Below are 12432 nucleotides of genomic sequence, written 5' to 3' on the forward strand. Positions count from 1 at the left end.
CCTTTGTTCCCCGCTTCTGAAAAGCCGTATAACAAAGCACCAAAACCAATCGTACTAAAAATGATACCTGGGATATCAGCTTTAGGGTTTGTTGTATATTGATATAACTTAAACCATACAAAACCAACTAAGATTGCAATAATACCGATAATGAACATACCGTAAAACATCACATTCCAATGGTAATTTTGTACAATATAACCTGATAATGTTGGACCAATTGCAGGTGCTAAAATCATTGCGATACCCATTGTACCCATGGCAGCACCACGTTTTTCAGGTGGATAAATTGTAATAATAACAATTGAACCTAATGGCATTAGTACACCTGCACCAATGGCTTGTAATACACGTCCAACCATCATGATTGGGAAATTCATTGAAATCGCACAGATTAATGAACCAATTGTAAAGAGTACTAACGCAACTAAAAATAATTTTCGATATGAATATTTATTAAATAGATACGCCGTAATTGGTATTAAAATACCGTTTACTAACATGAATCCCGTCATCAACCATTGCCCTGTTGACGCAGAAATATTAAATTCCGTATTAATTTTTGGCAAAGCAACATTTAATAATGTTTGGTTTAAAATCGCAATAAACATACCGAATAATAATGCCGCTAATATTTTACCGCGTGAAACACCTTCACCAAAAATAAAGTTTTTATGTTCTTTTTTTATTTTTTCATTCACTTTATATTCTTCTGATTCAGGATTTTTAGCAGCAACTGCTTCCTCACCATTATTATTAGTGAATGCTTCTTGATCTTTCTCAGACCCCTTTGTGTAACCATTTAGACTAACTTGGCTATGATCATCTTGATTGTCAACACGCAACTCTTCATGCGTCATACGTTGTGTCGATTGATCAGTTGTTTTGTCTAAATCACTAGCTTTAAATTTAGATTGATTTGATTGACGTGTCGTAAATTGTTGTTCCTTTTGTTGGCGTTTGCCTTTTTTTCTTGATCTTATTAAAAATAAATTGATAACCCCAACAATAATGAGCGCTAAAATAATGTAGCTAATAATGAAGGTCGTAGTCATTTAATGACCCCCTTAATTTTTATGGATTTTTACTTCAGCGTTCATTCCAGGAACAACTTGTTTAGACGGTTCTGATTCTAGAGTGATTTTAACAGGTATTACTTGAGAAACTTTAGTGTAGTTACCATCACTATTTGATGATGGCATTAATGAAAAGCTTGCAGCAGTTGCTTTTCCAATACTATCAACTTTACCTTTAATAGAAGCTTTTTGACCGTCAATAGTCACATCAACATCTTTACCTACTTCAACATCTTTAATATCTTTTTCGTCAATATTTGCTGTTACATATAAATCATCTAAATTGTATGCATAAGCGATTGGGTTACCAGCTTGCACCATTGAACCTTCCATACCATCTAATTTGGCAATTGTACCTTTTTGAGGCATTTTAAGATCCATATCTTTCGTTTCGCCATCTTGACCTTGTACAGTAACAGTTGCTACTTTGTCACCTTTATCGAGTTTGTCACCTTGTTTAACATTAAGTGATTTAATTTGTCCAGATGCAGGACTTGCTATTTTAATTTGATCGCCATTTACTTTTGCATTATCAGTTGTTACATAGCTTGTTGTTTTATTCCAGAAATAAAAGCCAGCAATCCCAATTGCTAACAGTACAACAACCGTAATGACATTAATTAATATCATCTTTTTCATGAAACATTTCCTCCTATTTGCTTTTAAAATTCACTTTATTTATTATAGAGACATGATAACTAAAAAAACACCAACAATTTTTATAAGAGTGTTGGTTAAAATTCACAAAGGTGTAACAATATGAAACGACAAGCCAAAATAGAAATTCAAAACGCACTTGTTGATTTGATGGCTGAATATCCTTTTCAAGAAATATCCACTAAAATGATTTGCGCGTATTGTAATATTAATCGTTCTACTTTTTATGATTATTACAAAGATAAATTTGATTTATTGGATACCATCAACTCAAAGCATAAAGAAAAATTCCAATTTCTTCTAAGCGCGCTACATCATAATTTCGAAAATATTAAACAGGATAAGCTTAAACTTTATAAATTCTTCATTATTATTGCTAAGTATATCAAGCACAATGAGCAGTTTTTCAAAGACATTTTAGTTACCTATCCAATGAAAACATTATTCATAGACTATATAAATTTAGCGAGAGATTACTATCAACAAATTATGAATGACTATAGTACTACAGTAACCAATAAACAGCTTTATGTTACATATATCATAGGCGGTCAAGCTGGGGTGTTTATTAATTGGCTTTCGAATGGTTGTAATGAATCACCTGAAGAAGTTGCTGACATTTTATTGGCTAATACGATTAAACTTCAAATCCAATAATACGGTTTCATTCTAATAAAGAAATGCTATAAAACAACTAGATAAAGTTAAACCAAATGGATAGATAATAGTACATATGTTACGGTGCTATCAATATAAAAATGCCGAGATTTCCACATAATAATCTCGGCATTTTTATTTTTGATGCTAAATTCATAGGTCTATGAATAGCTCAAGTTTTGTTTTTTAATTTTTCAATTCAATATAATAGAAGAAACTATGTTTATCATCGATTTGTTTTAAATACCTTCATATTATAAATCTGTAAAATAATTAATATAACTGCTGTAGCTATAATAATAATTATGTAAGGTATAGGATTATCTTCACCTTTTACCCCCACTAATGGCGATGCAACACCACCAAATAAAAACTGCACTAAACCTAATAAACTTGATGAACTCCCTCTACCACTACTACTTTCATCCATAGCTATTGTAAAACCAAGTGTCGCAACACCTGTCACTGGTGCTATTAAAATGATAAATCCTATCGCTAAAATCCAAAAGTTCCAATGATTAAGCAATACAATCGTCACTAAAATTACACCGATAATCTGAATCATCGTCATGCCTCTCATCAATTTTTGTGAGTCTATAAAATCAACAAGGTACCCAGTAAGTTGACTTGATATAATGAGCGTAATACCAATTCCTGCAAACATCCAACTAAATTGTATTGCAGTCATGCCATAAATTTTTTGAATAATAAACGGAGACGCAGAAATATAAGTAAATAATATTACAAATGTCATACCTTGAATGAGCATTGGTAATACAAAACGTGGCGTCTTCAATAATATTTTGAAGTTTTTAAACATTGTTTTTAATCCACTACTTGACTCACGATTTGTCACTGTTAATGATTCAGGTACTTTTAATAAAGAACCTATGACCATGACGAAACCAAAGATAGTCAGAATGACAAAGACCATACGCCAGACAGAATAATTTAAAATTATGCCCCCTATTGTTGGCGCAACAACTGGTGCAATACCATTAACAAGCATCAATAATGCCATAAACTTAGTTAGTTCATTACCACTATACATATCACTTGCTATAGCTCTTGAAATAACTGCTGCTGCGCCACCTGTCACTCCTTGAAGAAATCTTAATGCAACCATCAGCCAAATATTATGTACAAAAACAATACCTAAACTTGCTAATGTAAAAATAATCATAGCTATAATAAGCGGCTTTCTGCGCCCAGTTGAATCTGAAATTGGACCAGCAAACAAATTACCAAACGCTAAACCAATCATAAACATCGATAATGTTAATTGTGCGTTAGACGTCGTTGTTTGAAAATCATGTCTAATATCTGGTAATCCAGGCAAAAACATATCTATCGATAATGCTCCAATGGCAGTCAAAGATCCTAAAATAATAATAAATATCGGTGAACGCTTGTTAAAATGCGTTAAATCATTCATATGACTATCTCCTTTATATAATGATTAGTTTATAACTATCACGAACAGAAACTAAATTTAAATATGCTCTTTTATATATTAGCATTACTCACAAGTTTCATGAACATCATTACAACTTATAAAAGGTATAAAATGATATAAACCTCAGCACTCCATAAATTTTTTCACAAAAAACAATCCCTTCAAAGTAATTCACACTAATTGTAAATACTTTGAAAGGATGTTGTTTGTATTCCATGACACATGCATCTTATTTAAGTTTTATACTCTATTTTTCTGATGTCTTGATTAATTGCAAGCGGTCTTGCGAGCCTTGTTCAAGCTCATATTCTTTATCTACTTGCTTACCGTTTTCATTTATTAATCTTACGGTTGCGGTAATCTTATCACCATGTTTTTCAGCATCTATAATTTGTGGTGAACTAATCATCATTAAACTTCCTTTAGATACACGCTTCTTTACATCATCATAAAAAGATGATCCTTTTTTTATATATGACGATACAAAATCAAAATCTGACTGATTAAACGCAGCATTATTCGCTAAAGAATATCCAGCAAAGAATTCTATCAATTTGTTCTTCAAGCTGTTTTCTTCTTTTTCTTTCTTTTCAACATAGTCTTCGATATCTTCACTGTCAAAATTCAAAGTTATCTCTGTATTGTATTTTAAATCGCTGGCTTTAATCGTCTTCGTCTGTGTTGTAAATGTTTTACCTTTCGCTTTACCTGAAGCTGAAATGGTAATATCTTTATTTTGTGGATATGGACCATACGTTTTGGAACTTGAAAATGCCATTTCACGGTCATTTATAGTTACTTTTTTAGAACTATCATTTAATTTTGTATCGCCTTTTAAAGTTACAGTTATATTTGCTTCTTCAAAATCTTCAGTAACATCTACCGTTTCAGAATTACTTTGTCTAAAATCAAATTTTAAATAGCCTGCAAAATCACCGTTCTCAGTTGATTTCATAGCTGGAATTCTATATGTCCCCGGTATAAAATTACCTATTGGCGTCACTTTATTTGCTTCAGCTATAACCATCTTTTTCTTACCACCAGATTTAAACTCATATTTTGTTTTTTCTTTCGGCTTAACAATTGGTTGCTTGGTAGGTGCAGTAAAGCTCATATTATCGAAAAAGATATAACGCGTGCCATTTTTACTTACACGTAATATATTTTGACCAGATCTGGTTTGAATATAAGAAGCTACGCTGGTCTTACTCTTATTCAATTTATGTACCGTATTTTTAAGGTCGCTGACAAATTGCTTAAGCCCAACTTCATCTTTGATATAGTTAATGTATACTTTCGCTTCTTCAGAATCTACTTTATTATCTTTAGTACTTAATAATGTTGCTACTTTTTGTTTATCATTATTCTCAATCGCATTCACTAATATTTTAGTTTGCGCTTCAGGTGAATTGAAGTTTCTTAGTAAAAAGAACAATATAATAATTAAGATTAAAATGAAAAAACCAATTGCCCAAGGCACCATTTTTCTCATCTTGATGTTATTAGTTTGTATATCTTCATCGGTTGACTTTCTATATAATGCTTGACGACTATCAAATTTATGTCCACATTGTGTACATATCTGTACATCATCTTGTGCTTGTTGTCCGCACTTCGGGCAAGATTTCATACTTTCACCTCAATTCTGTTCCTCTTCAATTGTTATATGTATATCACAAAAATTATTTCATTATTTTACCATTATTATTTTACAAATATTATCCCAAGAATACAATTCAAGAAATGATTAACTTTACTTTAGAATTGTACCTTATTACATTATTTATGAAAGTACTCTCTCAATTATAACTAAAAAGAAGGTGTTCAATACATACATATTTAGTCTTATATTTGAACACCTTCAAAAACCTATTTATGATTGCTATATGTTTTAATGCGATGATTGATGACTTCTAATACTTGCCTTACATTTTCAATATCTTCAGAATTTAAATCATTAGTAATATCTTGCGCAATATCTGTCATAATCGCATTACGTTCTTTCAAATATGCTCTACCTTTGTCAGTTAAGGTTATGAATTTCAAACGTTGATCAATATTTAAATTTGGTTTATCTAACTTAACTAATTTAGCATCGATTAACTTTTTAATTCGTCGGCTTACTGCGGCCTTATTTACTCCTTGTCTTTGCGTGATTTCACTAATTGTCAAAGGTTCTTTATTTAACATACCTAATACGTTAGACTGCTCTAATGAAATTTCATATTCATTTTGTAAATCTTTCAACATTTTTGCAGTTAATGCGTTAACGTTATTTATAAACTGCTCTAAAAATTGAATATGGTCTTGTAAATGTTTTACCATAATTATTTCTCCCTAATTACTATTTTTATAAAGTATCCTCAGCAATCATTGTATCGCACATCTAAAAAACACAAAAATATTGACCCATATATAATATAACAAATTAAGACTTACATGTTGCTGCGTTCTCCTTGCTTTAATAAATTAAATCATCTACATTTATATTTAATATTTATTATAAGCGAGGTGTCAGTATGTTATTGAATTTATTATTAATATTTATACTTATCGTTATTTGTCCGTTAATTTTCAACTATACTCTGACGTTAAATTTAACATGCTACATCTTAGTTGTCATATCGATATTTTTGTCACTCATCTATAGCATCATGACCTATACTTTCCCTTGGTCTATGTTTGTAACATTTATAATAATCAGTATTATCATGCTATTCAAACATAGATATTTATTTTCTCATACTTCTAGTCGCTTATTTATTAAAAAATTATTATCTTTTTCATATAAATTTGTACTCTACACATCAGCACTTCTATTTATAAGTACGATTCAGTCACCTATTGTGAAAGGTTTGTCTATGTGGTTAGCTATATTATGTCTTTCCCTGTTACTAACCTTTATTTGTTATCTCGTTTGGACAGTATCATATAGACATAGATCATACAACAAAGAAGTTGATATCATAATTGTGTTAGGTGCTGGTATTTTTACCGAATTTGTCACACCAATGCTTGCAGCGCGTTTAGACCGTGCACTTGATATCTATCAACAACAAGCATCAGCAACAAAGATTATTGTATCTGGCGGACAAGGACCAGACGAACCAATTTCTGAAGCTTTAGCTATGCAACGTTATTTGATTGCACATGGTGTTGATAAAACAGATATACTAATGGAATCTCACTCTATAAATACATACACAAACTTTTTATATTCTAAACAAATCATCAACAATTTGTATCATGAAGCAGTTAAAATTGTTTGTGTAACAAGTCAGTTTCATGTATTGCGCGCCTTACGACTAGCCCAAAAATTAGGTTTATCTATCGATGGTGTCGGAAGTCATACACCATATCACTTTTTCTTACATGTGCTCATTAAAGATTATCTAGGCGTAATGTATCAGTATAGATTGTTATTAACGTTATATTGTTCAAGTAGTTGGTTTATATGTCTTTACGCCGCTTTTATTTATAATAGTTAATCCACAAACAAACTATTATTATAGGTTGTTTCTAATATTGCGTCAAACTATCTTTAAATATTCGTTAATCCTTGATTAGACAATTGTTATATTGAAAATAAATAAACTAAAGCACGTCATCATTTTATATAATAGTGACGCGCTTTTTTGTAAACCCAAATCGTATTCTGTTATCTAACTTTTATACTACTATGTCTTAAATCATTAACATTTAGCGTCTTTACAAGCCACTAATCAGTTATTTTGCCATCTTCTAATTCAATCACTCGATCTGCATATTCAAATAATCTTCGATCGTGTGTAATCATAATACCAATCATTTGTTGTTCTTTAATTTGTTGACGTATCATCTCAACAACTTTTGTTGCTCTATCGGCATCTAAACTTGCTGTGGGCTCATCTGCTAAAATGATTTTCGGATTATTCATAAATGCTCTCATAATCGCAACACGTTGCTTTTCACCGCCAGATAACTGATGCGGATATACATTCAAGCGATCTTCTAACCCAATATTTTTCAAAAGTTGTATTGCTCTTGTTGAACTTTGTTGTTTGGTCATTCCCGCTTCTTGGCCTACGAGTGTCAATTGCTCTATCACTTTTAAATAAGGAACTAAATGTGAAGATTGAAAAATAAAACCAATATCTTCCAATCGCAAATCACTAGGACGATGCTGTTTATCAAACAATGGTGCATCATTGTAAAGCACTGTACCACTCGTTTGACTTAACAATCCGCCTAATATCGTTAGCAATGTTGTTTTCCCAGAACCAGAGGCACCATTTAAAATGACAAATTCCCCTTGTTCCACTTCAAAATTAATACCTTTTAAAACTTTTGTTTCAGACAAACCTTCTCCGAAATTTTTGACGATATCTTCAACGACTAATGCCATTATTCTGCACCTCCAATTGCTTCGATAGGATCCACTTTAAATAATTTGATAAATGATAGTGAGGCACCTAAAATCGCTACTAATATAAATATCCCCACCATTAATAAAATATTTTGCGTTGTTAAGTAAAAAGGCATCGTTACCGGCATCATAAATGATAGTCCTACTATGATGATCACAGCAATACCTACCCCAATTATTGTTAGTGTTAAAATTTGTAAAACTAACGCACTCAATAAATGTCTTGTCTTAATACCAATTGCTTTCAAAATGCCAATTTGTGATATTTTTTGAATCGTCATAACATAGAAAAATGCACTTAGAACGATTGCTGTAATAGCAAACAAACTAACAATCATCATATTTAACGGTGCTTGCTCTGCTTGATAACTCGCAATATTACCTGTTAAATCTTTTTCACTCACAACTTGAACGTCATTTATTTTATTAAGCTCATCACGTTGTTGTTGTGTTAAATTTTTCACTGGATAAAATGCCGTATTAACCTTATTCAATGCATTAAATCCGTTATCGTTCAATAGCACAATGGAACTATGCGCATACATTGTGTCGTTTAAAATACCAGAAACTCTATAACTAGTTGAATTATTTTTAAAATGTAATCTATCCCCGACTCTAATGTTGTCTGCAGCTAACTTATCATTAATAGCGACCTCATGAGCATTTTTAGGATAATCACCTTTTTTAAGTTGTATGCGTTGTTGTTTAACGTCATTCATTGTAATCACATCTTGTTCTTTATTAGATAATTTCAATGTTTGAATATTCATTTTATATGGTTCTTGATGAATTACCTTTTTAATTTGATTCTGTTGCGTATCACTAAGTTGCGATTTCTCAATTTGCGGCTCTTTCATTTTTTGAACAACATATTCATCATTATCAAAGTGTTCAAATAACGAAATATTCTCCCTACCAAGCCCTTGAGCTAAACCACTAATAAATAACACCATAATACTTAATAAAAGAATAATTAATGTGATTAAAATATAACGAAATTTGTAAAACATAATCTCTTTTATCGCTAATTTCATATCGATTCACTTCTCCCTATTTCTTCTTTAGCGTCAGTATAAGGTTGAAATATGAACTCAATATGAACAATTGTTTTTTTACGCAAAAATATTTTACATGTATAATAAATGAAAAAGATAAGGGAGTTTATAGCTATGGTGCAATGTCTTGTTGTCGATGACGATCCTCGAATCCTAAATTATATAGCTAGCCATTTACAAACAGAGCACATTGATGCATACACACAACCAAGTGGTGAAGCTGCATTAAAACTTTTAGAAAAACAGCGTGTCGATATTGCAGTGGTAGATATTATGATGGATGGTATGGACGGCTTTCAATTATGTAATACATTAAAAAATGATTATGATATACCAGTTATTATGTTAACAGCGCGGGATGCACTTAGTGACAAAGAGCGTGCGTTTATAAGTGGTACTGACGATTATGTAACCAAACCCTTTGAGGTTAAGGAACTTATTTTTAGAATTCGTGCGGTATTACGTCGATATAATATCAATTCAAATTCAGAAATGACTATTGGCAACTTAACGCTAAACCAATCCTATTTGGAACTCCAAGTATCTAATAAAACGATGACGTTACCGAACAAGGAATTTCAATTATTATTTATGCTTGCAGCACGTCCTAAGCAAATCTTTACTCGTGAACAAATAATAGAAAAAATTTGGGGCTATGATTATGAAGGAGATGAACGAACAGTTGACGTTCATATTAAGCGACTACGCCAAAGATTAAAAAAATTAAATGCCACACTTACAATTGAAACAGTAAGAGGACAAGGCTATAAGGTGGAGAATCATGTTTAAAACACTCTATGCTAGAATTGCGATTTATTCCATTACGGTTATTTTATTTAGTGCATTAATAAGTTTTGTATTAACAAATGTTTACTATCATTATAATTTAAAAGCATCTAATGACGCGAAAATCATGAAGACACTTAAAGAAGCAAGACAATATGAACAATCAGCTAAACCAACGCACATTCAACAATATTTCAAACATTTAGGGCAAATGAATTACCAAATAATGACCGTTGATCAAAAAGGTCATAAGACATTTTATGGGGAGCCATTTAGAGAAGATACTTTATCACAAAATGCTATTAACAACGTATTAAATAATAAAGATTACCATGGTATTAAAGATAAACCATTCGCATTATTCGTAACTGGATTTTTCGACAATGTAACAGATAATACTGTTGGTATTAACTTTAAGACAAAAGACGGTTCAATAGCAGTATTCATGCGTCCAGATATTGGAGAAACATTTAGCGAGTTTAGAACATTCTTAGCCGTCTTGTTAATGTTGTTATTATTTATCTCGATTTCATTAGTTATCGCATCAACCTATTCAATCATTCGTCCAGTAAAAAAGTTAAAGCTAGCGACCGAACGCTTAATTGATGGTGATTTTGAAACACCTATCAAACAAACACGCAAAGATGAAATTGGAACATTACAGTATCACTTTAATAAGATGAGAGAGTCATTGGGACAAGTTGATCAAATGAGGCAGCATTTTGTACAAAATGTATCTCATGAAATCAAAACACCATTAACACATATTCATCATTTATTAAGCGAGTTACAACAAACTTCTGATAAAACATTAAGACAACAATATATAAATGATATTTATACCATTACAACGCAGCTGAGCGGATTAACAACTGAATTGTTACTCTTATCCGAATTAGATAATCACCAACATTTATTATTCGATGATAAGATTCAAGTCGATCAACTCATTAAAGATATCATTCGACATGAACAATTTGCTGCTGATGAAAAGTCGTTAATCATTTTAGCTGACCTAGAATCAATCAATTTCCTAGGAAATCAACGTTTGTTACATCAAGCATTGAGTAATTTATTAATAAATGCTATTAAGTATACAGATGTTGGTGGTGCCATTGACATCGCTTTGCAACATAGTCACAACAATATCATTTTCACAATAAGTAATGATGGTTCACCAATTAGTCCACAAGCTGAAGCACGTTTATTTGAACGTTTTTATAAAGTGAGCAAACATGATAATAGCAATGGTTTAGGTCTTGCAATTACAAAATCCATCATTGAATTGCATCATGGTACAATCCAATTCACACAAAGTAACGAGTATGTAACCACCTTTACTATTACACTGCCAAATAATTCACTTTAATCTCTACCTCCTGAAAAAACATTTCTGTTTTTATTTCAGGAGGTATCTTTTATATTGATTAGCGCTTTCTAGCCACTTAACATTTAATTTCTACCATTCAACAAAATTTAAATATATCGATGGTCATTTATGGTTTAATAATTTTGAAGGAGGCATTAACCTATGATGAAACTCAATTTATTTATCAATGCAAATGAGACGGAATCTTATATTGATATACATGCACCTAAAATGAATGATCACGTTCAAAGTATTATTAATGCAGTCAATGATTTAGACAAATCACATACATTAGTCGGATACATAGACAAAGAAATCCATATCATTAATGTATCAGATGTTATAACATTCCAAGTTATTAATAAAAATGTAACAGCCATTACAAGCAATCAAAAATTCAAACTAAAATTACGACTTTATGAACTAGAAAAACAGTTACCACAACATTTCATTCGCATTTCCAAATCAGAAATCGTCAACAAGTATTACATTGAAAAATTATTATTAGAGCCAAATGGACTTATACGTATGTATCTTAAAGATGCACACTACACCTATTCTTCTAGACGTTATTTAAAATCTATAAAGGAGCGCTTATCAATATGAAAAATTTGAAAAACTCATTATTTATTAGCTTAATCATTGGTTTGTCCCTTTCACTGTTCTTTAGTATGTTATTTGCAGACGGCAAATATTATCCACTGAACCCACAATCAACTATTGGCATTTTGTATTATAATCATTTCACAGAAACTACCGTAATGTTGATTTCTATCATTTTATGGTTACTCATAGGCGTCGTCTTTTTCCTTGGAGATTTTATCTTTAAATACACAGATTGGAGCATTACTAAAGCAACTATAATGCATTTCATAACAACGTATGTCGGATTCTTGCCTTTAGCAATGCTTGCCGGTTGGTTTCCACTAACAGTGCATTATCTAATCATATTCACAATTATCTTCATTGTG

The 12432-nt window shown here is 31.3% G+C and carries 14 protein-coding genes; 6 read left to right on the plus strand and 8 right to left on the minus strand.

The annotated features are described in order from the left end of the window. Together IDG60_RS15195 and IDG60_RS15200 are read right to left on the minus strand one after the other, a co-directional pair. A partial coding sequence (locus IDG60_RS15195; RefSeq protein ID WP_206160870.1) for a DHA2 family efflux MFS transporter permease subunit occupies positions 1 to 1055 on the minus strand: 1055 nt, incomplete at its 3' end. A 12-nt stretch (positions 1056 to 1067) separates the two neighbouring features. Continuing rightward, the gene (locus IDG60_RS15200) at positions 1068 to 1715 is read right to left on the minus strand and encodes an HlyD family secretion protein (protein ID WP_000738250.1); all 648 of its coding nucleotides are present in this window, start codon (positions 1713 to 1715) and stop codon (positions 1068 to 1070) included. A 120-nt stretch (positions 1716 to 1835) separates the two neighbouring features. Here IDG60_RS15200 and IDG60_RS15205 point away from each other — a divergent pair, with 120 nt between their 5' ends. Beyond that, positions 1836 to 2390: a TetR/AcrR family transcriptional regulator gene (locus IDG60_RS15205; RefSeq protein WP_000828569.1), complete on the plus strand. Its 555-nt coding sequence runs from the start codon at positions 1836 to 1838 to the stop codon at positions 2388 to 2390. A 226-nt stretch (positions 2391 to 2616) separates the two neighbouring features. Here the strand turns inward: IDG60_RS15205 and IDG60_RS15210 are convergent, their stop codons facing one another. The 4 genes from IDG60_RS15210 to IDG60_RS15225 form a co-directional block, all read right to left on the minus strand. Continuing rightward, complete coding sequence (locus IDG60_RS15210; protein ID WP_000999131.1) at positions 2617 to 3825, minus strand: putative multidrug effflux MFS transporter TcaB; 1209 nt, start codon at positions 3823 to 3825, stop codon at positions 2617 to 2619. Between the two features lie 109 nt (positions 3826 to 3934). After that, positions 3935 to 4063: a hypothetical protein gene (locus IDG60_RS15215; RefSeq protein WP_001792264.1), complete on the minus strand. Its 129-nt coding sequence runs from the start codon at positions 4061 to 4063 to the stop codon at positions 3935 to 3937. Between the two features lie 30 nt (positions 4064 to 4093). Next, positions 4094 to 5476 (minus strand): glycopeptide resistance protein TcaA, encoded by a 1383-nt coding sequence (gene tcaA, locus IDG60_RS15220; protein ID WP_000833809.1) that lies wholly within the window; start codon positions 5474 to 5476, stop codon positions 4094 to 4096. A gap of 239 nt (positions 5477 to 5715) precedes the next feature. Beyond that, on the minus strand, positions 5716 to 6171 hold the full coding sequence (locus IDG60_RS15225) for a MarR family transcriptional regulator TcaR (RefSeq protein ID WP_000238542.1): 456 nt from the start codon (positions 6169 to 6171) through the stop codon (positions 5716 to 5718). Positions 6172 to 6365: 194 nt separating this feature from the next. On the opposite strand from IDG60_RS15225, the gene IDG60_RS15230 reads away from it, so the two are divergent. Beyond that, positions 6366 to 7334, plus strand: coding sequence for a YdcF family protein (locus tag IDG60_RS15230; RefSeq protein WP_001549718.1), 969 nt, complete (start codon positions 6366 to 6368; stop codon positions 7332 to 7334). 230 nt (positions 7335 to 7564) lie between these two features. Here the strand turns inward: IDG60_RS15230 and IDG60_RS15235 are convergent, their stop codons facing one another. Together IDG60_RS15235 and IDG60_RS15240 are read right to left on the minus strand one after the other, a co-directional pair. Beyond that, complete coding sequence (locus IDG60_RS15235; protein WP_001229911.1) at positions 7565 to 8230, minus strand: ABC transporter ATP-binding protein; 666 nt, start codon at positions 8228 to 8230, stop codon at positions 7565 to 7567. Next, a complete protein-coding gene (locus IDG60_RS15240; protein ID WP_000761395.1) occupies positions 8230 to 9285 on the minus strand; it encodes an ABC transporter permease in 1056 nt (351 codons plus the stop codon). Before IDG60_RS15240 ends, IDG60_RS15235 begins: the two co-directional genes overlap by 1 nt. 135 nt (positions 9286 to 9420) lie before the next feature. On the opposite strand from IDG60_RS15240, the gene hssR reads away from it, so the two are divergent. From hssR to IDG60_RS15260, 4 genes are all read left to right on the plus strand, one after another. Then, the gene (hssR, locus tag IDG60_RS15245) at positions 9421 to 10095 is read left to right on the plus strand and encodes a DNA-binding heme response regulator HssR (RefSeq protein ID WP_000249497.1); all 675 of its coding nucleotides are present in this window, start codon (positions 9421 to 9423) and stop codon (positions 10093 to 10095) included. Then, positions 10088 to 11461: a heme sensor histidine kinase HssS gene (gene hssS / locus IDG60_RS15250; protein WP_206160871.1), complete on the plus strand. Its 1374-nt coding sequence runs from the start codon at positions 10088 to 10090 to the stop codon at positions 11459 to 11461. Before hssR ends, hssS begins: the two co-directional genes overlap by 8 nt. Positions 11462 to 11623: 162 nt before the next feature. Beyond that, complete coding sequence (locus IDG60_RS15255) at positions 11624 to 12067, plus strand: LytTR family DNA-binding domain-containing protein (protein WP_000977032.1); 444 nt, start codon at positions 11624 to 11626, stop codon at positions 12065 to 12067. Further along, positions 12064 to 12432: DUF3021 domain-containing protein (locus tag IDG60_RS15260; RefSeq protein WP_206160872.1), on the plus strand; the 369-nt coding region annotated here is incomplete at its 3' end. The genes IDG60_RS15255 and IDG60_RS15260, both read left to right, overlap by 4 nt.

Source organism: Staphylococcus sp. EG-SA-2 (assembly GCF_017152085.1).

Excerpts from the sequence above, each read along its gene's own strand:
- IDG60_RS15240 (WP_000761395.1), bottom strand. The coding sequence starts at position 9,285 with ATGAAATTAGCGATAAAAGAGATTATGTTTTACAAATTTCGTTATATT.
- IDG60_RS15225 (WP_000238542.1), bottom strand. The coding sequence starts at position 6,171 with ATGGTAAAACATTTACAAGACCATATTCAATTTTTAGAGCAGTTTATA.
- IDG60_RS15235 (WP_001229911.1), bottom strand. The coding sequence starts at position 8,230 with ATGGCATTAGTCGTTGAAGATATCGTCAAAAATTTCGGAGAAGGTTTG.
- IDG60_RS15205 (WP_000828569.1), top strand. The coding sequence starts at position 1,836 with ATGAAACGACAAGCCAAAATAGAAATTCAAAACGCACTTGTTGATTTG.
- IDG60_RS15255 (WP_000977032.1), top strand. The coding sequence starts at position 11,624 with ATGATGAAACTCAATTTATTTATCAATGCAAATGAGACGGAATCTTAT.
- hssS (WP_206160871.1), top strand. The coding sequence starts at position 10,088 with ATGTTTAAAACACTCTATGCTAGAATTGCGATTTATTCCATTACGGTT.
- hssR (WP_000249497.1), top strand. The coding sequence starts at position 9,421 with ATGGTGCAATGTCTTGTTGTCGATGACGATCCTCGAATCCTAAATTAT.
- IDG60_RS15200 (WP_000738250.1), bottom strand. The coding sequence starts at position 1,715 with ATGAAAAAGATGATATTAATTAATGTCATTACGGTTGTTGTACTGTTA.
- IDG60_RS15230 (WP_001549718.1), top strand. The coding sequence starts at position 6,366 with ATGTTATTGAATTTATTATTAATATTTATACTTATCGTTATTTGTCCG.
- tcaA (WP_000833809.1), bottom strand. The coding sequence starts at position 5,476 with ATGAAATCTTGCCCGAAGTGCGGACAACAAGCACAAGATGATGTACAG.
- IDG60_RS15215 (WP_001792264.1), bottom strand. The coding sequence starts at position 4,063 with ATGGAATACAAACAACATCCTTTCAAAGTATTTACAATTAGTGTGAAT.
- IDG60_RS15210 (WP_000999131.1), bottom strand. The coding sequence starts at position 3,825 with ATGAATGATTTAACGCATTTTAACAAGCGTTCACCGATATTTATTATT.